The organism is Streptomyces sp. NPDC020875, from assembly GCF_040641415.1.
Lineage (GTDB): Bacteria > Actinomycetota > Actinomycetes > Streptomycetales > Streptomycetaceae > Streptomyces.
The window spans coordinates 94,738-117,745 of the sequence record NZ_JBFADP010000013.1; the positions used below are offsets into that span (position 1 = coordinate 94,738).

16 protein-coding genes and 1 riboswitch are annotated in these 23,008 nt (G+C 72.7%); of the genes, 11 read left to right on the forward strand and 5 right to left on the reverse strand.

What is annotated here, in order from left to right; all coding sequences use genetic code 11:
- Positions 1 to 207 precede the first annotated feature (207 nt).
- Entirely contained in the window at positions 208 to 1,563 is a 1,356-nt protein-coding gene (locus tag AB0G74_RS09990; protein WP_361142861.1) for a GTP-binding protein, read from the forward strand.
- A gap of 76 nt (positions 1,564 to 1,639) precedes the next feature.
- Here the strand turns inward: AB0G74_RS09990 and AB0G74_RS09995 are convergent, their stop codons facing one another.
- Positions 1,640 to 4,090: a DNA topoisomerase IV subunit A gene (locus tag AB0G74_RS09995; protein WP_361142757.1), complete on the reverse strand. Its 2,451-nt coding sequence runs from the start codon at positions 4,088 to 4,090 to the stop codon at positions 1,640 to 1,642.
- A gap of 288 nt (positions 4,091 to 4,378) precedes the next feature.
- Here AB0G74_RS09995 and AB0G74_RS10000 point away from each other — a divergent pair, with 288 nt between their 5' ends.
- The 4 genes from AB0G74_RS10000 to AB0G74_RS10015 all read left to right on the forward strand — a co-directional run bounded on the left by AB0G74_RS10000 (position 4,379) and on the right by AB0G74_RS10015 (position 9,604).
- Entirely contained in the window at positions 4,379 to 5,731 is a 1,353-nt protein-coding gene (locus AB0G74_RS10000) for a pitrilysin family protein (RefSeq protein WP_361142865.1), read from the forward strand.
- Entirely contained in the window at positions 5,728 to 7,125 is a 1,398-nt protein-coding gene (locus AB0G74_RS10005; RefSeq protein WP_361142759.1) for a pitrilysin family protein, read from the forward strand. The genes AB0G74_RS10000 and AB0G74_RS10005 overlap by 4 nt, the downstream gene beginning before the upstream one ends.
- A 448-nt stretch (positions 7,126 to 7,573) precedes the next feature.
- Positions 7,574 to 7,738: riboswitch (cyclic di-AMP (ydaO/yuaA leader) on the forward strand.
- Between the two features lie 11 nt (positions 7,739 to 7,749).
- Positions 7,750 to 8,577, forward strand: a complete 828-nt coding sequence (locus AB0G74_RS10010) for a M23 family metallopeptidase (RefSeq protein WP_361142762.1) — start codon at positions 7,750 to 7,752, stop codon at positions 8,575 to 8,577.
- A 280-nt stretch (positions 8,578 to 8,857) separates the two neighbouring features.
- Positions 8,858 to 9,604 carry a GntR family transcriptional regulator gene (locus AB0G74_RS10015; RefSeq protein ID WP_361142765.1) on the forward strand — a complete coding sequence of 249 codons (747 nt, stop codon included), beginning with the start codon at positions 8,858 to 8,860 and terminating at the stop codon, positions 9,602 to 9,604.
- Between the two features lie 361 nt (positions 9,605 to 9,965).
- On the opposite strand, the gene AB0G74_RS10020 is transcribed toward AB0G74_RS10015, so the two are convergent.
- Positions 9,966 to 10,247 carry an HPr family phosphocarrier protein gene (locus AB0G74_RS10020; protein WP_358828124.1) on the reverse strand — a complete coding sequence of 94 codons (282 nt, stop codon included), beginning with the start codon at positions 10,245 to 10,247 and terminating at the stop codon, positions 9,966 to 9,968.
- Positions 10,248 to 10,493: 246 nt separating this feature from the next.
- On the opposite strand from AB0G74_RS10020, the gene AB0G74_RS10025 reads away from it, so the two are divergent.
- The 4 genes from AB0G74_RS10025 (at position 10,494) to AB0G74_RS10040 (ending at position 16,468) form a co-directional block, all read left to right on the forward strand.
- Positions 10,494 to 13,856 (forward strand): GNAT family N-acetyltransferase, encoded by a 3,363-nt coding sequence (locus AB0G74_RS10025; RefSeq protein ID WP_361142768.1) that lies wholly within the window; start codon positions 10,494 to 10,496, stop codon positions 13,854 to 13,856.
- 57 nt (positions 13,857 to 13,913) lie between these two features.
- Complete coding sequence (locus tag AB0G74_RS10030) at positions 13,914 to 14,501, forward strand: DUF5998 family protein (RefSeq protein WP_361142771.1); 588 nt, start codon at positions 13,914 to 13,916, stop codon at positions 14,499 to 14,501.
- Positions 14,501 to 15,703 carry a nucleotide pyrophosphatase/phosphodiesterase family protein gene (locus AB0G74_RS10035; protein ID WP_361142774.1) on the forward strand — a complete coding sequence of 401 codons (1,203 nt, stop codon included), beginning with the start codon at positions 14,501 to 14,503 and terminating at the stop codon, positions 15,701 to 15,703. The genes AB0G74_RS10030 and AB0G74_RS10035 overlap by 1 nt, the downstream gene beginning before the upstream one ends.
- Before the next feature lie 114 nt (positions 15,704 to 15,817).
- Positions 15,818 to 16,468 (forward strand): thymidine kinase, encoded by a 651-nt coding sequence (locus AB0G74_RS10040; protein ID WP_361142777.1) that lies wholly within the window; start codon positions 15,818 to 15,820, stop codon positions 16,466 to 16,468.
- Positions 16,469 to 16,628: 160 nt separating this feature from the next.
- Here the strand turns inward: AB0G74_RS10040 and AB0G74_RS10045 are convergent, their stop codons facing one another.
- Complete coding sequence (locus tag AB0G74_RS10045) at positions 16,629 to 17,426, reverse strand: VOC family protein (RefSeq protein WP_361142780.1); 798 nt, start codon at positions 17,424 to 17,426, stop codon at positions 16,629 to 16,631.
- A gap of 335 nt (positions 17,427 to 17,761) precedes the next feature.
- On the opposite strand from AB0G74_RS10045, the gene AB0G74_RS10050 reads away from it, so the two are divergent.
- Entirely contained in the window at positions 17,762 to 18,610 is an 849-nt protein-coding gene (locus AB0G74_RS10050; RefSeq protein ID WP_361142783.1) for a sulfurtransferase, read from the forward strand.
- Positions 18,611 to 18,780: 170 nt separating this feature from the next.
- On the forward strand, positions 18,781 to 19,758 hold the full coding sequence (locus tag AB0G74_RS10055; protein WP_361142786.1) for a zinc-binding dehydrogenase: 978 nt from the start codon (positions 18,781 to 18,783) through the stop codon (positions 19,756 to 19,758).
- A gap of 86 nt (positions 19,759 to 19,844) precedes the next feature.
- On the opposite strand, the gene AB0G74_RS10060 is transcribed toward AB0G74_RS10055, so the two are convergent.
- Both AB0G74_RS10060 and AB0G74_RS10065 read right to left on the reverse strand, forming a co-directional pair.
- A complete protein-coding gene (locus AB0G74_RS10060; protein WP_361142789.1) occupies positions 19,845 to 21,512 on the reverse strand; it encodes a VanW family protein in 1,668 nt (555 codons plus the stop codon).
- A 305-nt stretch (positions 21,513 to 21,817) separates the two neighbouring features.
- The gene (locus tag AB0G74_RS10065) at positions 21,818 to 22,552 is read right to left on the reverse strand and encodes a carbonic anhydrase (RefSeq protein ID WP_361142793.1); all 735 of its coding nucleotides are present in this window, start codon (positions 22,550 to 22,552) and stop codon (positions 21,818 to 21,820) included.
- Positions 22,553 to 23,008: the final 456 nt, after the last annotated feature.

The window sequence follows — 23,008 nt, forward strand, 5'->3', positions numbered from 1 at the left end:
GGATCCCGCTGCCCGGGAGCGGGCCCCGCCCCGTCCTGGAGAGGGCCCGGCCCGTCCGGGCCACCCGGGGTCCGGGCCGTCATGGTCCGGGGCTGCTGACGAGACCGTTGCCGCTCCCTGCGGGGAGTGGGAGAAAGCGCAGGTGACCGGCGCGTGAGTGCGATCGATCCGAGCGACCTGATCGATCCGGGGAGTGCGGCCGAGGCCGTGGCCCCGCCGACTGGGGCGGGAGGGATTCCCGTACTGGTGCTCGCCGGGTTCCTCGGTTCGGGGAAGACGACCCTGCTCAATCATCTGCTGCGGGGCTCCCGGGGCACCCGGATCGGGGCGATCGTCAATGACTTCGGTTCGATCGAGATCGATGCCATGACCGTCGCCGGACAGCTCGGTGACTCCACGGTCTCCCTGGGCAACGGCTGTCTCTGCTGTGCGGTCGACGCGACCGAGCTGGATGTCTTCCTCGACCGGCTCACCCGGCCCGAGGCCCGGCTCGATGTGATCGTGATCGAGGCCAGTGGGCTGGCGGAGCCGCAGGAACTGGTGCGGATGCTGCTCGCCAGCGACAACCGGCGGATCGTCTACGGGGGGCTGGTGGAGGTCGTGGACGCGGCCGAGTTCCCGGCGACCCGGGAGCGGCATCCGGAGCTGGACCGTCATCTGGGCGTCGCCGATCTGGTGGTGCTCAACAAGACCGACCGGGTCGCGGCGGCGGAGTCGGCCCGGCTGCGGCAGACCATCGCCCCCCTGCTGGGGCGCGGGGCGGTCGTGGTGGAGGCGGTACACGGGCGGGTCGACCCCGAGCTGTTCTTCGAGCGCCGCCCGGCCGCCGAGCGGGTCGGCCAGCTCGCCTTCGACGATCTCGTCGCCGAGGAGGAGGCCCGGGACGGCCGGGGCGGCGATCACGGGACGCATCTGCACGCCGCCTACGAGTCCCTCTCCTTCACGGCCCGCGAGCCGCTGCACCCCCGGCGGCTGCTGGATCTGCTGGACTCCCGTCCCGCAGGCCTCTACCGGATCAAGGGCTTTGTGGACTTCGGGCCCGCCGACCCCGAGCACCGGTACACGGTCCATGCCGTGGGGCGTTTCCTCCGGTTCGTTCCCGAGCCCTGGCCCCGGGGTGCCGAGCGGCTGACCCAGCTGGTGCTGATCGGCTCCGGTATCGACGGCCCGGCGCTGGAGCGGGGGCTTGCCGCCGCCCGGACCACGGACCGGGACCCGGCCCCGGACGAGACCAGTATGTGGGGCGTGCTGCGGTACGTACCGGCGCCGGTGGACTCCTCGGACGGCGAAGGCGACGACGAAGACGAAGAGGCGGAGGGCCGGTCGGAGGACGGGTGGGCGGAGCCTTCCGGCGACTCCTTCGCGGGCGGCCGTGCAGGGGACTACGGAGGCGATGACGAGTCCGGCGGCTACGAGGATCCGCCCGCCGGCTTCGAAGAGCCCTGGCCCGACGCGTATGAAGCACTGGACGAAGTACCGGATGAAGCACCGGACGCGGAGCCGGAGAGCCCTGGAGGCCCCGAGGGGCTCGGCGTAAGGGTCCCCGGGCCCCGGGGCGCGTAGGAATCAGGGGCACCGGGCGGCAAAACGGCGCCGGGGGCGGCGATCCCGATGGAACACCGCCCCCGGCGCCGGAGGCTCAGCGGAGCGGGCCCGCCAGGACCGCGACCGCGGAGGTGCCGGGGGTGCCCGAGCCGTCGCGGCGCGGATCCGGGTCCGGCAGTTCGGCGGGCGCGCCGTTCTTCTGCGAGGCGAGCGCCGGGGCGCCGCCCGCCCAGGCCAGCAGCAGTACGTCCTCGCCCTTCAGGAACCGCTGGCAGCGGACTCCGCCCGTCGCCCGGCCCTTGCGGGGGTACTGGTCGAACGGGGTCAGCTTGACCGTACTGAACGAGTCGTCCAGCGCGCCGGTCGACCCGGCGGCCGTGAAGACCACCGCGTCCTCGGCCGGGTCGACGGCGGTGAAGGAGAGCACCCGGGCGTCCTGGCCCAGCTTGATCCCGGCCATGCCGCCCGCGGCCCGGCCCTGCGGCCGGACCTGCGACGCCTGGAAGCGGAGCAGCTGGGCGTCGGAGGCGATGAAGACCAGGTCCTCCTCGCCGGTGCGCAGCTCCCTGCCGCCGACGATCCGGTCGCCGTCCCTGAGGGCCATCACCTCCAGCTCGTCCTTGTTCGCCGGATAGTCCGGCACGACCCGCTTGACCACGCCCTGGAGGGTGCCGAGGGCGAGTCCGGGCGAGTCCTCGGCGAGCGTCGTCAGACAGATCACGCTCTCCCCGGCCGCCAGCGACAGGAACTCGGCGAGCGGCGCGCCTCCCGACAGGTTCGGCGCGGACGCGGTCGGCGGAAGCTGCGGCAGATCGATCACGGCGAGCCGCAGCAGTCGTCCGGCGGACGTCACCACACCCACATCGGCCCGCGCGGTCGCCAGAACGGCGGAGACGATCAGGTCGTGCTTGGTCCGCCGCCCACCCGGCTCGGGGAGCGGATCGCCGGTCGCGGTCCTGGCCAGCAGCCCCGTCGAGGAGAGCAGGACCCGGCAGGGGTCGTCCGCGACCTCCAGCGGCACCGCGGCGACCTGGACGGCCGCCGACTCCAGCAGGACGGTCCGCCGCTCGGTGCCGTACTTCTTGGCCACCGCCGCCAGTTCGGCGGAGACCATCTTGCGCAGCTCGGCGTCGGAATCCAGGATCCGGGTCAGCTCCTCGATCTCGGCCGTCAGCCGGTCCCGCTCGGACTCCAGCTCGATCCGGTCGAACTTGGTGAGCCGCCGCAGCGGGGTGTCGAGGATGTACTGCGTCTGGATGTCGGAGAGGGAGAAGCGGTCCATCAGGCGTTCCTTGGCCTGGGCCGAGTTCTCGCTGGAGCGGATCAGCCGGATGACCTCGTCGATGTCGACGAGGGCGACCAGCAGGCCCTCCACCAGGTGCAGCCGGTCGCGCCGCTTGCCCCGGCGGAACTCGCTGCGCCGCCGCACCACGGTGAAGCGGTGGTCGAGATAGACCTCCAGCAGCTCCTTCAGCCCCAGGGTCAGCGGCTGGCCGTCGACCAGGGCCACATTGTTGATACCGAAGGACTCCTCCATCGGCGTCAGCTTGTAGAGCTGTTCGAGGACGGCCTCCGGCACGAAGCCGTTCTTGATCTCGATGACCAGCCGCAGGCCGTGGGCGCGGTCGGTGAGGTCCTTGACGTCCGCGATGCCCTGGAGCTTCTTCGCGTTCACCAGGTCCTTGATCTTGGCGATCACCTTCTCCGGGCCGACCGTGAACGGCAGTTCCGTGACGATCAGGCCCTTGCGCCGGGGGGTGACGTCCTCCACGGTCGCGGTGGCCCTGATCTTGAAGGTGCCGCGGCCCTTCTCGTAGGCGTCGCGGACGCCCGCCAGTCCCACGATCCGGCCGCCGGTGGGCAGGTCGGGCCCGGGGACGAACCGCATCAGGGTCTCCAGGTCGGCGCCCGGATGACGGATCAGATGACGGGCCGCGGCGACGACCTCGCCCAGGTTGTGCGGCGGCATGTTGGTCGCCATGCCGACCGCGATCCCGGAGGCGCCGTTGACCAGCAGATTGGGGTACGCGGCGGGGAGCGCCACCGGCTCCCGCTCCTGGCCGTCGTAGTTGGGGGTGAAGTCGACCGTGTCCTCGTCGATGGACTCGGTCATCAACGATGTGGCGTCCGCCATCCGGCACTCGGTGTACCGCATGGCGGCCGGGGGGTCGTCGTTGCCGAGAGAGCCGAAGTTCCCGTGGCCGTCGACGAGGGGGAGCCGCATGGAGAACGGCTGCGCCATCCGGACCAGCGCGTCGTAGATGGACTGGTCTCCGTGGGGGTGGAGCCGGCCCATCACCTCGCCGACGACCCGGGCGCACTTGACGTACCCCCGGTCGGGGCGGAGCCCCATCTCGTTCATCTGGAAGACGATGCGGCGCTGGACCGGCTTCATGCCGTCCCGGGCGTCGGGCAGCGCACGGGAGTAGATGACCGAGTACGCGTACTCGAGGAAGGAGCCCTGCATCTCGTCGACGACGTCGATATCGAGGATCCGCTCCTCGAAATCATCGGGCGGCGGGGTTTTGGTGCTGCGGCGGGCCATCGCGGCTCCTGCTCCTTCACGGCCGGGCGGGGATCTGACGCCGACCATTGTGGACCGTGGCACCGACAACCCCGACCACCGGCCGTCGAACACGCCCGCGGCCCCCGGCCCGTCCGGCGGTCCGGGGCGTCCGCCGGGCGCACCCCGGGGCACGCCCGCGCACCGGGACTTCGCCCAGCGCGAACCCCGAAGGCGCCCGGAACTTCGCCAGGTGTCAGCCCGCTTGCATACAGTGGCAGTCCTGGGGGGACCAGCAACAGCAGCGCGATCGAAGGGACGTACATGCCCATGGGTCACACGGCCACAGAGCAGGCCGGTTCGGGCGGCCTCACAGCGACGGAGCACCGCCTGGCGAACGGCCTGCGCGTGGTGCTCTCCGAGGACCATCTGACCCCGGTCGCCGCGGTCTGTCTCTGGTACGACGTGGGCTCGCGCCACGAGGTCGCGGGCCGTACCGGCCTGGCCCACCTCTTCGAGCACCTGATGTTCCAGGGGTCGAAGCAGGTGCAGGGGAACGGTCACTTCGAACTGGTGCAGGGCGCGGGCGGCTCCCTCAACGGCACCACCAGCTTCGAGCGCACCAACTACTTCGAGACGATGCCCGCCCACGAGCTGGAGCTGGCGCTCTGGCTGGAGGCCGACCGGATGGGCTCCCTGCTGGCCGCCCTCGACGACGAGTCGATGGAGAACCAGCGGGACGTGGTGAAGAACGAGCGCCGCCAGCGGTACGACAACGTGCCGTACGGCACCGCGTTCGAGAAGCTGACGGCCCTCGCGTACCCGGAGGGCCATCCTTACCACCACACGCCGATCGGCTCCATGGCCGATCTGGACGCGGCGACCCTGGAGGACGCCCGCGCGTTCTTCCGTACCTACTACGCGCCGAACAACGCGGTGCTGTCGGTCGTCGGGGACATCGACCCCGAGCGGACCCTGGCCTGGGTGGAGAAGTACTTCGGCTCGATCCCCGGCCACGACGGCAAGCAGCCGCCGCGCGACGGGTCGCTGCCGGACGTCATGGGGCGGCAGCTCCGCGAGGTCGTCGAGGAGGACGTCCCGGCCCGTGCCCTGATGGCGGCCTACCGGCTGCCGCACGACGGCACCCGCGAGTGCGACGCCGTCGACGTGGCGCTGACCGTGCTCGGCGGCGGTGAATCGTCCCGGCTGCACAACCGGCTGGTCCGCCGGGACCAGACCGCCGTCGCGGCCGGGTTCGGACTGCTGCGGCTGGCGGGGGCCCCGTCGCTGGGCTGGCTGGACGTGAAGACGTCCGGCGGGGTCGAGGTGGCCGGGATCGAGGCGGCCGTCGACGAGGAGCTGGCCCGGTTCGCCGCCGAGGGGCCGACGCCGGAGGAGATGGAGCGGGCCCAGGCCCAGCTGGAGCGGGAGTGGCTGGACCGGCTCGGTACGGTCGCGGGCCGCGCCGACGAACTCTGCCGGTACGCGGTGCTCTTCGGCGACCCGCAGCTGGCGCTCACCGCCGTCGGGCGGGTGCTCTCGGTCACCGCCGACGAGGTCCGCGAGGTGGCCGCTGCCCGGCTGCGCCCGGACAACCGGGCCGTGCTGGTGTACGAGCCGGTGCCCGGCGCCGACGCGGAGAACGAGACCGACCACGACGCAGAAGAGGGGGCGGACAAGTGACCGACGCCGCCGAGCCGCTGACCACGATGGACTTCCACCCCCGGCCCGCCTCCGGGGTGCCCACCCCCTGGGCGTTCCCCGCCCCGGACCGCGGCACGCTCCCCAACGGGCTGACCGTGCTCCGCTGCCACCGCCCCGGCCAGCAGGTGGTGGCCGTGGAGATCAACCTCGACGCCCCGCTCGGAGCCGAGCCCGAAGGGCTCGACGGGGTCGCCACGATCATGGCCCGGGCCCTGTCGGAGGGGACCGACAAGCGGTCCGCCGAGGAGTTCGCGGCCGAGCTGGAGCGCTGCGGCGCGACCCTCGACGCCCATGCCGACCACCCCGGCGTCCGGGTGTCGCTGGAGGTGCCGGTCTCCCGGCTGCCGAAGGCCCTCGGGCTGCTCGCGGAGGCGCTGCGCGGTCCCGCCTTCGACGACGGAGAGGTCAAGCGGCTGGTCCGGAACCGGCTGGACGAGATCCCGCACGAGCAGGCCAACCCGGGCCGCCGCGCGGCCAAGGAGCTGTACCGCCGGCTCTTCCCGGCCGGGCTGCGGATGTCCCGCCCCCGGCAGGGGACGGAGGAGACGGTGGCCCGGATCGACTCCGCCGCCGTCCGGGCCTTCTACGAGGCCCATGTCCGGCCCGCCACCGCCACGGCGGTCGTGGTCGGCGATCTGACCGGGATCGACCTGGACGCCGTCCTCGCCGACACCCTCGGCGCCTGGCAGGGCGACGGGGCCGAGCCCCGGGCCCGGGAGGAGATCTCCGCCGACGACACGGGTCGGATCGTGATCGTGGACCGGCCGGGCGCCGTCCAGACCCAGCTGCTGATCGGGCGGATCGGGGCGGACCGGCACGACCGGGTGTGGCCCGCGCAGGTGCTCGGCACGTACTGCCTCGGCGGCACCCTCACCTCCCGGCTCGACCGGGTGCTGCGCGAGGAGAAGGGGTACACGTACGGCGTCCGGGCCTTCGCCCAGGTGCTGTGCTCCGCCCCCGACGGCTCGGGCGCGTCCCTGCTGGGCATCAGCGGCTCCGTTGACACACCCAACACGGGCCCGGCGCTGGCCGATCTGTGGACGGTGCTGCGGACCCTGGCGGCCGAGGGGCTGACGGACGACGAGCGCGATGTCGCCGTACAGAACCTGGTGGGGGTCGCGCCGCTGCGGTACGAGACGGCGGCGTCGGTCGCGGGCACGCTCGCCGACCAGGTGGAGCAGCACCTCCCGGACGACTTCCAGGGGCAGTTGTACGCCCGGCTGGCGCAGACCGGGACGGTGGAGGCGACCGCGGCGGTCGTCAGCGCGTTCCCCGTCGACCGGCTGGTGACCGTACTGGTCGGTGACGCGGCCGAGATCGAGGGCGCCGTCAGGGAGCTGGGGATCGGGGACGTCACCGTCGTCAAGGGCTGAACCGGCGGCCCGGCGGCGGAATCCGGGCCGACGGACAGCCGGACAGACCAATAAGACGGACCGACCGGCCCCGGTCCCGTACGCGCGCATCCGCGTACGGGACCGGGGCCGTGTCGTGCCCGTACGGAACCGGTGCCCGGTGCTTTCGTACGGGCACGGGGCGCGAGGGGCCGCCGGGAACGGGCCCGGGCCGTCCGGGCGGCGGGACCACCCGGGCCGGGGGCGGAAACCGGCCGGAGGGATCCGGCCGGGGGTGCAGACGGGCCGAACGGGTAACCGAAGTACGGCCGTCGCCCCCCGCCGCCCCGTCAGCTGTCCGTTTTGATGGGAAGTTGACCGACACGTGCTGTGGCATGAGCAACAAAGAGGGCTGTTTGTTTGGTGATCGACACGCGCCGCGCCTAGCGTCGGTCCGGCTGTTCGCAGGCAGGCGCCGCAACCGCGGCACGGACAGCCATCGCCGAGTCCCCGTCAGGCGCGAGCCCAGGGGAGCCGGGGACCCATGTTCCCCTTGGGGTGAATCGGAACCTTCGCAGCCCGCGGAGGAACCGTAGGAGACCTTCCTCTTCTCCGAACCCGTCAGCTAACCCGGTAGGCGAGAAGGAAGGAAAGGACCAGCCTTTCATGGCGTTCGCCCGATCCCACGGGAAGCACCGTGCCCCGAGCCGTGTGACGCGCCGCAGCGCGAGCCTCGCCGGAGCCGCGACCCTCGCCACCACCGGCGTCATCGGCACCTTCGCCGCCCCCGCGTTCGCCTCCGACAACGACGGCCGCGACCAGGGCCCCGAGACGGGCGGTCTGAGCGCCGAGGACACCGGCTCCATCCAGATCCTGGCCGCCGACGACACCGGCTCCCTGCGGACGCTCTCCGGCCCCGACACCCTCGCCTCCCAGGTCGCCGACCAGGCGCACGCCCAGAAGCAGGAGGCGAACGCCCGCGCAGAGGCGGAGGCCGAGGCCAAGAGGCAGGCGGAGGAGCGGGCCAAGGCGGAGCGCGAGGCCCGGGAGCGGGCGGCCCGCGAGGCGGAGCGCAAGCGGCTCCTCAACACCTGGACGTCGCCGGTCGCCGGTTCCGAGGTCACCACCTCGTACCGGGCCAACAGCTCCCTCTGGTCCTCCGGCAGCCACACCGGTATCGACTTCCACGCCTCCACGGGTACGAAGATCGTGTCCGTGGGCGCGGGCACGGTCGTCGAAGCGGGCTGGGGCGGCGCGTACGGCTACAACGTCGTGATCCAGATGCGCGACGGCTCCTACACGCAGTACGCCCATCTGTCGTCCCTCTCGGTCGCTGCGGGCGCGAGCGTGATGCCCGGCCAGGAGATCGGCCGCGCGGGCTCCACCGGCAACTCGACCGGCGCCCACCTCCACTTCGAGGTCCGGACCGGAGCGGAGTACGGCTCCGACGTCGACCCCGTCTCCTATCTGCGGGGCAAGGGCGTCAAGATCTGACACCCCCCGCCCCGGCGGACACCGCCCCCGGTCCGTCCGGGCGGGCTGTCCCCCTGTTCCTCCCGTGCCCCGGCGCCCCGCGCGCCGGGGCACGCGGCGTTCCCGGCCCCGCCCCGGCCGCGCGATACCGTACGGGCCGCCGCCGTACGGAATCGGCCGCCCTTGGCCGAAATGAACTGCCGGGTTATCGGGAACAGTCGGAATTCCCGATCGGCTGACATAGAGTCGGCCGGGAAATAAGAACCGCAAATGATTTCCCGGACCACGGCGGAGGTGCAGTATGCGGGTTCCCGCGCATTCGGTCTGCAGGGCGATTCGCGACGACATCGTCTCCGGCGTGTTCCGGCGCGGCGAACGACTCACCGAGGAACAACTCGCCCAGCGGTACGGAGTCTCCCGGGTCCCGGTGCGCGAGGCGCTGCGGACCCTGCGGGCCGAGGGCTTCGTCACCACCCGGCGCCATGCCGGGGCGTCGGTCGCCGAGCCCACCGGCCGGGAGGCGGCCGATCTGCTGGAGATCCGTACGCTGCTCGAACCGCTGGCCGCGGCCCGGGCCGCCCGGCACCGCACGGAGGGCCATCTGCGGGTACTGCGCGGACTGGTCCGGCTGGGGCGGGAGCGGGCGGCCGGTGACGGCCGGGCGGGGGATCCGCGGGCGCTGGACGCCTGGTTCCACGACACCCTCGCCGAGGCGTCCGGCAGTCCGGGGCTGATCGCGCTGCTCACCCCGGTCCGGCGGAAGATCGCCTGGATGTACCTGGTGGAGTCGGCTCACGGACGGTCCGCCGAGTGCTGGGCCGAGCACGGGGCGATCGTGGACGCGGTGGGCCGCGGTGACGCCGAGCGGGCCCGGACCCTGACGGCCCTGCACACGGAGCGCGCCGCCGGGCTCCACCGGCTCCGCGGGCCGGGCGCCCCGGACGGCGCCCTCGAACGGCCGCCGGTCCGGGGTCGCCCGCAGGCGAGGGGGCGGTCGGCGGCGGGCACCGGCCGGGCAGCCCGGGTGGGGGTACGGGGGCCGGTCTGAGGCGATCGCGCCCCGGCCGGGAGCCGCGGCGAATCGGCACCGCCCGGCCCCGCGGGGGCGGGCGGCGGACCGCAACATTTCGGCAACACGGAATGCGACCGCATTTAACACGGCTCCCGTATAAAGGAGTCGTGCCATATTTCCGATGGCCATTCCCGATGATTCCCGGCGACGACTCGTGGCCGGGTCGGATGTTTTCGCCATTCGTACGGTTCGTGCGGTGAAAACACATCAGGCGCTGATCCCCGGGCGGGGGATCAGCGCCTGTGAATTCCGGGAGCGCCGGTTCGGCGGGAATTCCGGAGCGCGCCGGAGGCCGTGGCGGAGCCGGACGGCCGGACGCGGGAGTCGCGGAGTCGGCTCAGACCGTCTCCGGCAGCTCCTCGAGTCCTTCGGCGACCAGCTTCGCCAGGCGGTCGAGCGCGGCGTCGGCACCCTCGGCGTCGGAGGCGAGCACGATCTCCTCGCCGCCCTGGGCGCCCAGGCCGAGCACGGCCAGCATGGAGGCCGCGTTCACCGGGGAGCCGTCGGCCTTGGCGATCGTGACCGGAACGCCGGAGGCCGTGGCGGCACGGACGAAGATGGAGGCGGGACGGGCGTGAAGGCCCTCGGCCCAGCCGACGTTGACGCGGCGCTCAGCCATGGTGTTGCCCTTCAAGTAATCAGTGGTTGTCTAGACCAGTTCCCGGTCAGTGTCTCACGACGCCCCGGGTGCTCGTGCCGACCGCTGGGGCGCGGTCGTGCCCCCCAGAGTGCCCCGCCGGGGCGTCCGTCGCGAACCATGGCCGGGACGTGTCGCGGCGGCGGGCGCGGGGGCCGGTGGGGCCGGTGAGTACCGGTGAGTCCCCATGAGTCCCGTGTCGCGGAGCCGCGCCGTACGCTTTCTGCCATGCAGACCGAACGGGGTGCCGAACGGGAGAACGGGCGACCGGATTCCGGCGGGTCGGACGTCGGCCGGCCGGGGGCCGGGAAGCCCCCGACCAGGGAGTCCTCGGCCGGGTCCGGGTCCGGGGCCGCGCCCGGTCAGGGGCCCGGGGCGGACGGCGACGGCGCGCCGGAGCACGCGTATCCCGATCACTGGGAAGCCGACATCGTGCTGCGCGACGGCGCGACCGCCCGGATCCGGCCCATCACCGCCACCGACGGCGAGCGGCTCGTCGACTTCTACGAGCAGGTTTCGGACGAGTCGAAGTTCTACCGTTTCTTCGCGCCCTATCCTCATCTCTCCGCCAAGGACGTCCACCGCTTCACCCACCACGACTTCGTGGACCGGGTCGGGCTGGCCGTCACCGTCGGGGACGAGTTCGTCGCGACCGTCCGCTACGACCGCATCGACCGGCACGGGCGGGCCGCGAGCGCGCCCGCCGACGCAGCCGAGGTGGCGTTCCTGGTCCAGGACGCGCACCAGGGGCGCGGGATCGCCTCCGCCCTGCTCGAACACATCGCGGCGGTGGCCCGGGAGCGCGGCATCCGGCGGTTCGCCGCCGAGGTACTGCCCGCCAACAACAAGATGATCAAGGTGTTCCGGGAGGCCGGGTACACCCAGCGCCGCAGCTTCGAGGACGGCACCGTCCATCTCTCCCTCGACCTCGAACCGACCGCCGAGTCCGTCGCGGTCCAGCGCGCCCGCGAGTACCGGGCCGAGTCGCGTTCAGTACGGCGGCTGCTGGCGCCGCGCGGTGTCGCGGTCGTCGGGGTCGGACGAGCACCGGGCGGACTGGGCCGTACGGTGCTGCGCGATCTGATCGCGGGGGGATACACGGGCCGGGCCTACGCCGTGAACCGGGCCTTCCCGGCCGACCGGCTCGACGTCGACGGTGTGCCCGCGTACCGCTCGGTCACGGAGATCACCGGCTCGGGCGTCCGTCCGGGCGCCGGGACGGACCCGGCGGCCGGTGGCGGTACCGCCGGGCCGCCGGTCGATCTCGCGATCGTCGCGGTACCCGCCGAGCGGGTGCCCGAGGTGGTCGCCGACTGCGGTGAGGCCGGTGTCCGGGGCCTCGTCGTACTCAGCGCCGGATACGCCGAGACCGGCGCCGCCGGACGGGCGCGCCAGCGGGAGCTGGTCAGGCAGGCGCGTTCGTACGGCATGCGGATCATCGGCCCGAACTCGTTCGGGATCATCAATACGGCGGACTCCGTACGTCTGAACGCGTCCCTCGCCCCGCACGCCCCCGCGCCCGGCCGGATCGGGCTCTTCACCCAGTCCGGTGCGATCGGTATCGCGCTGCTGGCGGCGCTGCACCGGCGGGGAGCCGGGGCGGCCGGGCTCTACGGCCCCGGTGGTACGGGTCCCGCCCGGCCCACCGCCTCCGAGGACCCGGCCGGGCCGACCGCCGCCGCCGATACCGCCGCCGCCCTCGCCGGACCTGTCGGCCTCGCCGGATCTGCTGGCCTGGCCGGACTCGCCGGGCTTGCCGGACTCTCTACATTTGTGTCGTCCGGCAACCGCGCCGACGTCTCCGGCAACGACATCCTCCAGTACTGGTACGAGGACCCCGATACCGATGTCGCCCTCCTCTATCTGGAGTCCATCGGCAATCCGCGCAAGTTCACCCGGCTCGCCCGCCGGACCGCCGCCGTGAAGCCCGTCGTCGTGGTCAAGGGCGCCCGCCACAGCGGCAGCGAGCCCCCCGGCCACGCGGTCCCCGCCCCCCGGATCCCCGACGCCGCCGTCGACGCCCTGCTCCGCCAGGCGGGTGTGATCCGGGTCGACACCGTCACCGAACTCGTCGACGTCGGCCTGCTGCTCGCCGGGCAGCCGCTGCCGCGCGGGCCGCGCGTCGCGATCCTCGGCAACTCCGAATCCCTCGGTCTGCTCACCTACGACGCTTGTCTCGCCGAGGGCCTGCGCCCGCTGCCGCCGCTCGATCTCACGACCGGCGCCGCGCCCGCGGACTTCAGGGCCGCCCTGGCCCGGGCGCTGGCCGCCGACGACTGCGACGCGGTCGTGGTCACCGCGATCCCCTGGGTACGGGAGAACGGAGCGACCGACTCGGGCGACGGGGGCGACCTCGCGGCGGCCCTGCGCGCGGCGGCGGCCACCGCGCCCGCGAAGCCGGTCGCGGTCGTCCAGGTCGAACTCGGGGGCCTGGCGTCCGCCCTCGCGGCGGCGACCGGCACCCGCCCCCACCCACCCGCGCCCGGGCCCGCCGCCACGGACGCGGCGCCCGAAGCCCCGGCGGCCCACCCCGGGACGCCCGGCCCGGCCGAGACCGGTCCCGCGGCCGGTCGTACGGCTGCGTCCGCTCCGGCGCGCTCGGGCGACACCCCCGGTCCCGCCGCCACGGACACCGCCCCCGAAGCCCCGCCCGCCGCCCCTGCCGAAGCCAGTACCGGTACCGGGACCCCCGCCCCCGGCCCGGCCGTCGAAGGACCGCCCCGGGGCATCCCCGCCTATCCCGCCGCCGAGCGGGCCGTCCGCGCCCTCGCCGAAGCCGTCAAGTACGGGCAGTGGCGGCGTGAGGCGGCCGAGGGCGGCAAGGTGCCCGAGTACGAGGACATCGACGAGGGCCGGGCCGGGGCGGTGATCGCCGGGGCGCTCGCCGACGACACCGGTCCGCGCGGTATCACCCTCGACGCCGGGGACACCCGCGCCCTGCTGGCCGCGTACGGCATCCGGGTCCGCCGGGCCCTGCCCGCGCCCGACCCCGACGCGGCGGCCCGGGCGGCCGAACGGCTGGGCTATCCGGTCGCCCTCAAGACCACCGCACCCCATCTGCGGCACCGCTCCGACCTCGGCGGTGTCCGGCTCGACCTGGGCGGCGAGGCCCAGCTCCGCCGCGCCTACCGGGAGCTGACCGAACTCCTCGGCAAGCCCGTCGAGCTGCGCCCGGTCGTCCAGGCCATGGCGCCGCGCGGGGTCGACACGGTCGTCCGGGCCGTGGTCGACCCGGCCGTCGGCCCCTATCTCTCCTTCGGGCTCGCGGGGGTCGCGTCCGAACTGCTCGGCGACACCGCCCACCGGCTCGTCCCGGTCACCGACCGGGACGCGGCGGGCCAGATCCGGTCCATCCGGACCGCCCCCCTGCTGTTCGGCTGGCGCGGTTCGGCCCCCGTCGACACGGCGGCGCTGGAAGAGCTGCTGCTGCGCGTATCACGACTGGTCGACGATCACCCGGAGGTCGTCGGAATCAGTCTGGAACCCGTCGTCGTGGCGCGTGACGGCCTCTCCGTCCTGGGCGCCTCGGTACGGCTCGCGCCCACCCCCGTCCCCACCGACCTCGGCCCCCGCAGACTTCCCAGCTACTGACCACTCCCCGACACCACCGAGCGTTCCCCACCCCCCGGGGCCCGTAGGATGGACCACATGGCGAAGACCGGTACGACGACCCAGGGGCTGCGCGCGGCGATCGAGCGCAGCGGCTACTACCCGGCTCTCGTGGCAGAGGCGGTGGAGGCTTCCGTCGGCGGTGAGCAGATCGCCTCGTACCTGGTACACCAGGAGACGACGTTCGACGCCAACGAGGTCCGCCGCCATGTGACCGTCCTGGTGCTCACGGCCAACCGTTTCATCGTCAGCCACACCGACGAGCAGGCCGCCGACTCCAGCTCCCCGACGCCGTACGCGACCACCTCCACCGAGTCGGTGAAGCTGGACCGGATCTCGTCCGTCGTGGTGAGCCGGGTCGTCGCCAATCCCGAGTCGTACACCCCCGGCACCCTGCCGCGCGAGGTCGTGCTCACCATCGGCTGGGGCGCCGTCTCGCGGCTGGATCTGGAGCCCGCCGCCTGCGGCGACCCGAACTGCGACGCCGATCACGGCTATACCGGCAACTCCACCGCCGACGACCTCAGCCTGCGGGTGAGCGAGGCGGGCGACGGCCCGGACACCGTCCGGCAGACCCTCGCCTTCGCCCAGGCGCTCTCCGAGGCCACCGCGGCGACCTCCCGCTGATGGTCCAGCCCGATACGGCCGCCTACTGGCCCGACGAACCCCAGCCGCTCGCCGTCGGCAGCGCGCCGGTACCCGAGTACGGCTCCGGATCGCTCGCCGATCTGCTGCCGACGCTCGCCGCCGGTCTCGGGGTCCCCGGTCTCACCGCCGCGATACCCGAGCTGCTGCCCGCCGACCGGGTCGCGGTCTTCCTGATCGACGGCCTCGGCTGGGAGCAGATCCGCAACCATCCGGATCAGGCCCCCTTCCTCTTCTCCCTGCTCCATACCTCCAGGGGCGGTACGGGACGGCCGATCACCGCCGGATTCCCGGCCACGACGGCGACCTCCCTCGCCTCCGTCGGCACCGGGCTCCCGCCCGGCCGGCACGGACTGCCCGGCTATACGGTCCGCGACCCCGGCACCGGCGCCCTGATGAACCAGCTCCGCTGGAAGCCGTACACCGATCCGCACACCTGGCAGCCGTATCCCACGGTGTTCGGCCTCGCCGACGCCGCCGGGGTCCATACGGCACAGGTGTCGTCGCCCCTCTTCGAGCACACCCCGCTGACCCGGATCGCGCTCAGCGGCGGAACGTTCCACGGCAGGCTGAGCGGTGAGGAGCGGATGGACCTCGCGGCCGAGCAGCTGGCCGCCGGGGACCGCTCCCTCGTCTATACGTACTACAGCGACGTCGACGGCATGGGCCACCGCTACGGGGTGGACTCCGACGCCTGGCGCGGTCAGCTCTCCCACGCCGACCGGCTGGTCCAGCGGCTGGCCGAGCAGCTGCCCGCGCGGTCGGCGCTCTATGTCACCGCCGACCACGGCATGATCGACATCCCGTTCGACGAGGAGTCCCGGATCGACTTCGACGAGGACTGGGAGCTGCGGGCCGGGGTCGCCCTGCTGGGCGGCGAGGGCCGGGCCCGCCATGTCTACGCCGTCCCGGGCGCCGAGGCCGACGTACTGACCGTCTGGCGCGAGGTGCTGGGCGACCGCTTCTGGGTGGCGAGCCGGGAGGAGGCGATCGCGGCGGGCTGGTTCGGCCCGGCCGTCGACGAGCGGGTGTACGGCCGGATCGGCGATGTGATCGCCGCCGCCTGCGACGATCTCGCCATCACCGCTTCCGTCCATGAGCCGCTGGAATCGGCGCTCGCCGGAATGCACGGCTCCATGACGCCCGCAGAGCAACTGGTCCCCCTGGTCGAGATCCGTACCTGAACCCGTCGCCTGCTTCTTGTCGTTTCTCGCCCCTGAATGTCGCACGGCTTCGCCGGACGGTCCCCCGCCCGGCCTCCCGTCTGCCCACGACCGCCGAAAGGTTCTCAACCGCCCATGTCCGAGCTGGTCTTTTTCTCCGGAACCATGGACTGTGGAAAAAGCACACTGGCCCTCCAGATCACCCACAACCGGTCCGCGCGCGGCCTCCAGGGAGTGATCTTCACCCGCCGGGACCGGGCGGGCGAGGGCAAACTCTCCTCCCGGCTGGGTCTGGTGACGGACGCCGTCGAGGTCACCGACGCCATGGACGTCTACGGCTATCTGGTCCGTGAGCTGTCGGCGGGCGGCAAGGCGGACTATGTGATCGTGGACGAGGCCCAGTTCCTCGCCCCCGAGCAGATCGACCAGCTCGCCAGGATCGTGGACGACCTCGATATGGACGTCTTCGCCTTCGGTATCACCACGGACTTCCGGACCAGGCTCTTCCCCGGCTCGCAGCGGCTGATCGAACTCGCCGACCGGATCGAACAGCTCCAGGTCGAGGCCCTGTGCTGGTGCGGGGCGCGCGCCACCCACAACGCCCGGACGGTCGGCGGGGAGATGGTGGTCGAGGGCGAACAGGTGGTCGTCGGCGATGTGAACCGTCCGGCGGAGGAGGTCGGCTACGAGGTCCTCTGCCGTCGGCACCACCGCCGCCGGATGACCTCCGCGTCCGCCCGCGCCGCGTCGCTCTCGCCGGACGTCCTGCCGGTCAACCACGTCTGACGTCCCGTCGGCGGCGGTCCGTCCCGGCGGATGTCCGGCCGCCGGTTCGGGACCCGTACCGCATCCGGTGCGCCGGGACCCGTACTGCCTCCGGCGTACCGGAAGAGGGTCCCGTACCGTGCCCGGCCGGAGCGGGCGGGCACGGTACGAGCCCTCCGGCTCAGCGGCCCGAACCGACCAGGTTGAACACCGCGCCCTCCGGATCCGTCACGGTCGCCCGGCGGCCCCTGGCCCCGTCCTCCGGCGGGTCCACCACCCGTCCGCCCAACTCGGCGACCCGTTCCACGGCCGTGTCCACGTCGTCCACCTGGAACCAGGTCACCCAGTGCGAACCCCGGTCCCGCGGCAGGGCCTTGCCGACCCCACGCAGCGCGGCCACCGGCAGCCCGTCCCGGACGAGGGTCACATAGTCCTCCGGGCCGTCGTCCCGGTCGCCGTGGCCGGCGGCCACGGGATCACGTGACTCCTGATAGCCGAAGACCGTCCGGTAGAACTTGACGACCGCCGCCGTCTCCGCCGTCACCAGCTCGTTCCACACCGGTGTGCCGTGGACGCCGCCGGCCGCGATACCGAGATGCCCGGCGGCCTGCCAGAGCCCGAACACCGAACCCGCCGTGTCCGTGACGATCGCCAGCCGTCCGGAGTCCTCCGCGTCCAGCGGTCCCACCCCGACCGTGCCGCCGCAGCAGCGCAGCGCCTCGGCCGTCCGGTCCACGTCGGGCGTGGCCAGATAGGGCGTCCAAGCGACCTGGAGCCGTGGGTCGGCGGGCAGCCGCCCGACGCCCGCCACCTCCTTGCCGTCGATCAGGGCACGGACATAGGGGCCGAGCTGTCGTGGACCTGGGTGGAACTCCCAGCCGAACAGTCCGCCGTAGAAATCCATGGTCGCGTCAAGGCCGTGCGCCATCAGACTCACCCAGCAGGGTGAGCCGGGAGCACGCCGAGTCGCCTCGGTCATCGTCATTATCTCCTCGGACCATCGTGGTGGCCGTGCGGGGGAATGAAGCAGGGGCCGGTGGTTACGGCCCGCGGACGTGCGCCGTGTCCGTCTTGTGTGCACGCCCGCACGCCCCGTGCGCATGTTTCCACTCAGCGGAGCCGGTGACGCCCCGGCCGCGCCGCATTTGGCGGGTTCCCGATGGAGGTTGCCCGCTTTGGTGAGTTTTAGGGGTTGCGCCACGGGGCGGCGACTGCCGCACGGGCTCGTCCGGGGCCCGGCGCGAGGGCTAAGCGGAATGCGCCGGAGGGCGGTGGAACGGGACGCTCCGGCGCGCGGTGCGCCAGGATGGACCCATGAACGCGACCCCGTCCTCCCGTCCGATCGTCTCCGCCGCGGAACTCGCCGACGCCCTCGCCGGGCCCCGGACGCCGGTGCTGCTCGACGTCCGTTACCGGCTGGGCGGCCCGCACGGCCGTCCCGACTACGACGCCGGGCACATCCCGGGCGCGGTCTTCGTCGACCTCGACGCGGAACTCGCCGGGACCCCCGGGGAGCGAGGCCGTCATCCGCTGCCGGATCCGGCGGAGTTCGGCGCGGTGATGCGGCGGGCCGGGGTCTCGGCCGGCCGGCCCGTCGTCGCGTACGACGGGGACAAGGGGTGGGGCGCGGCCCGGCTCTGGTGGCTGCTGCGGTGGACCGGCCATCGGGACGTACGCGTCCTGGACGGCGGACTCGGCGCCTGGAGCGGGCCGCTGGAGACATCGGCGCCGGAACCGGAGCCGGGCGATTACGTGCCGAGGCCCGGCGGACTGCCGCTGCTGACGGCGGACACGGCGGGGGAGTTCGCCCGGTCCGGGCTGCTGCTGGACGCCCGGGCGGGCGAGCGGTACCGGGGCGAGGTCGAGCCGATCGACGCGGTCGCCGGGCACATTCCGGGCGCGGTCTCGGCGCCGACCACGGAGAATCTGGACGCCGAGGGGCTCTTCCTGGCGGCGGACGTGCTGACCGCCCGGTTCACGGCGCTCGGCGCGACGGAGCCGGGTACGGAGGTCGGGGTCTACTGCGGTTCCGGCGTCTCGGGGGCGCAGCAGGCCCTCGCGCTCGAACTCGCCGGATTCGTCCCGGCGCTGTACGCGGGCTCCTGGTCGGAGTGGTCCCGCGACCCGGCCCGGCCGGTGGCGACAGGTGCGGAGCGGGGCTGATCGGGGCGACACGAGGCGGGGACGGGGCGCGGCGGCGCGGCGGAGTTCCCTACGCCGCCCGCTTCGTACGCCCCGCTTCCCCGTTCCGTACGTCGTCCGCTTGACCTCGATCAAGCTTGAGGTAAGAGGCTGGCCGGGTCAGTGATGATCACGACCTACGGGAGACCCCCATGCGCGCCGCCGTCCTCCACGCCTTCGGTTCCGCCGACAACCTGCGGTACGAGACCGTGCCCGACCCCGAGCCCGGCCCCGGGCAGCTCCGGATCGCCGTCCGGGCCGCCGGGGTCCATCTCGTCGAGACCATGCTGCGGCGCGGTCCCGAGTTCAATCCGCTGCCGTGGACGCCCGAACTGCCCACCGTACTCGGGGGAGAGGTGTCGGGCGTCGTGGAATCCGTGGGCTCCGGGGTGGATTCCTCCTGGGTCGGGCGACCCGTGGTGACCGCCGCGGGCACGCCCGGCGGTTACGCCGAACTCGCCGTCGCCGATCTCGCGGCCGTCCATCCCGTACCCGAGGCGCTGGGCCATGAGGCGGCCGTGGCGATGGTGGTCACCGGCGCGACGGCGGTGTCGTTCCTCGAACGGGCCGCCCTCACCGCCGACGACACCGTCCTGATCACCTCGGCGGCGGGCGGGGTCGGGCAGTTGGCCGTCCAGTACGCGGTCGGGCTCGGGGCCCGGGTCGTGGGCCTCGCGGGTGGTGCCGCGAAGGTGGCGCTGGTACGCGACTTGGGCGCGGACGTCGCCGTCGACTACCGGGCCGACGGCTGGACGGCACGGGTCGCCGACGCGATCGGCGGGCGTACGGTGACGGCCCTGCTGGACGGCGTCGGTGGGGACGCGGCCCGGGAGGCGCTCGGGCTGGTCGCCGACGGCGGGCGCTATGTGACCATCGGCGACGCCTCCGGGGCGGAGTGGCTGCCGGACGCGGCGGACCTGGCCGCGCGGCGGATCGTCCATGACGACGCCCTCGCCTATCTGCTGGAGCACCGGGACCGGGACCGGGAGTTCCAGGCGACGGCCCTGGCCGCGGCGGCGGAGGGGCGGCTGGTCCCGGCGGTCCACGCGTTTCCGCTGGCGGAGGCGGCGGCCGCGCACGCGGCGCTGGAGGGCCGGGCGACGACGGGGAAGGTCGTCCTGGTGCCGTGAGGGACGCTCATACGCGTCCGCCCCCGGCGCCGTCGGGCGCGGGGGGCGGACGCGTATGACAGGAGGACAGCGGGCTGACGGGAGGGTCAGTCGCAGGTGACCTCGTCGCGCGGGGTGTAGCGGGTCTTGAACGGCTCCCGCTTCACTTCCTGGCCGTTGTCCATGAAGATCCGCTGGACCGTGACGTCGAAGCCCTCCAGCGGGGTCTGCGGCTGGCAGTCCTTCTTCGCGCCGGGGCGGGTGCCGGGCTCCTTCACATTGGTCCGGGGGCCCTTCTCCGCCTTGATCTCGTCGTACTTCTTGGTGCCGACGAAGGTCACCGTCACCGAGTCGTCGTCGGCGCCGGCGAGGATCTGGATGGCCTTGCCGCTGTCGTTCTTGAAGCGGAGGTCGAGGCTGCCCCAGGCGACGGTGGCCTCCCGGCCCTCCGGGTAGCGCTCGATGTAGAAGGAGTGGGCGCCGTACTCGACGGGCTTGACCCCGGCGAAGAACATCGCGTTGAAGACCGTCGTGGCCACGGTCGACACCCCGCCGCCCGCCGCCTTCGTGTACTTGTCGTTGAGGATGATGATGCCGTCGACGAACCCGTTCTCCGGGGTCCGCTCGCCGACCGTCTCGTTGAAGCTCCAGGTCTCGCCCGGCAGCACCGTCGAGCCGTTGATCAGCTCGGCGGCCCGGCCGATGTTCGTGGTGCGGTACGCGGCGGTCTCGAAGGTCGAGGTGTAGGACGACACCTTCTCGGTGAGGCCCATCGTGGCCGCGCTGTCCCGGGTGAGCTTCGGCTGGGTGACGACCGTGGCGACCTCGGCCGTCCTGGCCTCGGCGCCCTCCTTGGTCAGCAGCGGCATGACGGCGGCGGTGAGGCCCTTGGCGTCGATCTCACGGCCGGGGGTGCCGTCGGACGCCACCTCGACCCGGTCGCCGTTCAGCCGCAGGGTGGGTTCCTTCGCCTCATTGGTCGCGGCGGCGATCCGGGGCGCCATGATCTGGTCCTTGAGCAGCTTCGCGCCGTCCAGCTTCGGGACCAGCTTGCCGTCCGCGCCGGGCGCGATGGTCAGGGCGCGGCCGATGGCGCCGGTGGTGACCGTGATCTTCTTGTCGCCCGTGGTCAGGGTCACCGGCTCGGACATCGCGGGCTCCGCGAACTCGCGCATCATCCGCTCGGTCTCCGCCGCGTCCGTCTTGGGGGCGGTCTCCTTCACGGGGAGGTCCGCGGCGCCGCCGGACGCGCCCTCGGTGAAGGCCGTACGCAGCTTCCCGACCGACTTGTCCACATTCAGCGACTGGCCGGTCACCGCGGGTACCGCCTTGGCGTTCCCCTTGTCGAAGGTGATCCCGCCGTCGCGGACCTCGCGGTCGTGCTTCTTCGCCAGGGCGTCCAGGGCGGCCTTCGCCTTGTCCTCGTCCATCGACACCACGGGCTCGACGGCGCCGCCGCCGGAGGTGAAGAGATTGCCGATGACCGTGAACGGGTCCTTGTCGGAACGGGTCGCCTCGGCCGCGGTCTTCGCGGTGTCGAAGGAGAGTCCGGCCGCCGCCGGGCTGACCGTGTCCTTCTTGTCGCCGATCGTCACGGCGACGGGAGCGGCGGCGAGCGCGGCCAGGTCCTTGTCCAGCTTGGCCCGTGCCTCGGACTCGCTGAGCCCGCCGATCGCCACGCCCCGGACGGAGGTGCCGCCGGGTACCTCGTCGCCGGTGACCAGCAGCCCCGTGACATACAGGGCGCCCGTGCCCAGGACGACGGCCCCGCCCACGAGGGCAGCGGGATGTATTCGGCGGAGCAAAGGGGACCCCCCGGGGAAGAGCGGTACGTCCGGCCGGACGCGACCCGGCCAGGGTTTCGAGCGCTGAAGACGTTACCGACGCGTGGCTAAGGGAACGGTAAATAATCCTACCTTTCGGATATCCCTGATCCGTCCCCGGGGTACCCGCGGGGGGTGTGTGCAGACCCGGTCCCACAAGGGTTTTCGCCGGTCACCACCGGTGCGGAGGCGCCGAAAAAGCCACCCGGCGCGCCGAAGGGGGGATGTCGGCGCACCGGGCGGCGGTCGGGGACCCGTCAGAGGACCTTGGTGACGGCCCAGGTGTTGAGGTCGTACCGGGCGCTGATCACATTCAGCGAACCGGCGGTGACCCGTTGCGACACGTTGTATTCGCCGAGCAGTTGGTCCCGGACCCGCTTGATGTTCCGCTCGGTCGTCACATTCACCCGGTCCGGGGTGCTGGCCGGGGGGATGATGGGCTTGATGTGGGCGTACAGCCATTCCAGATCGACGGCGTGGGGCGGCGGATAGGCCGGGCTGCCGTCCTCCCGGCCGAGGGCGTAGTCGATCGCCCCGCAGTTCTCGTGTGCCAGGACGACGATGAGCTTCACATCCGTCTTGGTGGCCGCGTAGGAGGCGCTGGCGAGGACCGCGTTGTCGAGTACGGGGCCGGCGGTCCGGCAGACGAAGAGGTCGCCGAGGCCCTGGTCGAATATCAGCTCCGGCGGTACCCGGGAGTCGATGCAGCTCACGACCATCGCCCAGGGGTGCTGGCCGGTGGCGACGAGGTTCCGGCGGGCGGCGTTCTCGTTCGGATGGGTCTGGAGCTGGTCGACCCAGCGGGCGTTGCCCGCCATCAGTTCAGCCTCGGCCAGGCCGGGGCTGGTCGGGGCGAGGAGGGTCTGTGCTCCCGAGGTGCTCCGGGTTCCCCGTGGGAGACCGCCGGGTGTCGCGGCGGCGGCCGGGCCGGCGCCGCCGAGGGTCAGTCCGGTTCCGGCCACCAGACCACCCGCGACCAGGCCACGTAGCAACCCACGGCGGCTTCCGTTCGCAATCGGCTTTGCCAAGTCTTGCTGGTTTGTTGACTCGTTCTTTTCTGCGTCTTTCATGTTTCGAAAATCTAGGCGCCCCAACCCCCTTTTGTGAGCGATCATTTACGTCAAGGCGCTATGTACCGGATGGGGCGGTTGTTTAGGTAAGCACGTGATGACCGGACTGGAACGACGTTCCGGCGTGGGGTCGTTGACGGACATTCCGCCCGGGGGAGAGGGGTGACGCCCTTCCGGTTCCGCTTTCCGGCGGACGCTGCGGAGACATGATCCAATGTTTCCGCCGACTCTGGACGAACGCTCATTCCAGTACGCCTACGGGGGATTTCGGCCAGGGAAACATCGGCCGGTGATTATCTCCGCCGGGTTTGGAAATCATGACCCCGGATGTGGCCGGTTTTCGATCTGATGCCCCGGAACCCGGCGGCGTCCCGGCCC

Excerpts from the sequence above, each read along its gene's own strand:
- AB0G74_RS10015 (WP_361142765.1), top strand. The coding sequence starts at position 8,858 with ATGCGGGTTCCCGCGCATTCGGTCTGCAGGGCGATTCGCGACGACATC.
- AB0G74_RS10040 (WP_361142777.1), top strand. The coding sequence starts at position 15,818 with ATGTCCGAGCTGGTCTTTTTCTCCGGAACCATGGACTGTGGAAAAAGC.
- AB0G74_RS10055 (WP_361142786.1), top strand. The coding sequence starts at position 18,781 with ATGCGCGCCGCCGTCCTCCACGCCTTCGGTTCCGCCGACAACCTGCGG.
- AB0G74_RS10025 (WP_361142768.1), top strand. The coding sequence starts at position 10,494 with ATGCAGACCGAACGGGGTGCCGAACGGGAGAACGGGCGACCGGATTCC.
- AB0G74_RS09995 (WP_361142757.1), bottom strand. The coding sequence starts at position 4,090 with ATGGCCCGCCGCAGCACCAAAACCCCGCCGCCCGATGATTTCGAGGAG.
- AB0G74_RS10045 (WP_361142780.1), bottom strand. The coding sequence starts at position 17,426 with ATGACCGAGGCGACTCGGCGTGCTCCCGGCTCACCCTGCTGGGTGAGT.
- AB0G74_RS10030 (WP_361142771.1), top strand. The coding sequence starts at position 13,914 with ATGGCGAAGACCGGTACGACGACCCAGGGGCTGCGCGCGGCGATCGAG.
- AB0G74_RS10035 (WP_361142774.1), top strand. The coding sequence starts at position 14,501 with ATGGTCCAGCCCGATACGGCCGCCTACTGGCCCGACGAACCCCAGCCG.
- AB0G74_RS10000 (WP_361142865.1), top strand. The coding sequence starts at position 4,379 with ATGGGTCACACGGCCACAGAGCAGGCCGGTTCGGGCGGCCTCACAGCG.
- AB0G74_RS10010 (WP_361142762.1), top strand. The coding sequence starts at position 7,750 with ATGGCGTTCGCCCGATCCCACGGGAAGCACCGTGCCCCGAGCCGTGTG.
- AB0G74_RS10050 (WP_361142783.1), top strand. The coding sequence starts at position 17,762 with ATGAACGCGACCCCGTCCTCCCGTCCGATCGTCTCCGCCGCGGAACTC.
- AB0G74_RS10020 (WP_358828124.1), bottom strand. The coding sequence starts at position 10,247 with ATGGCTGAGCGCCGCGTCAACGTCGGCTGGGCCGAGGGCCTTCACGCC.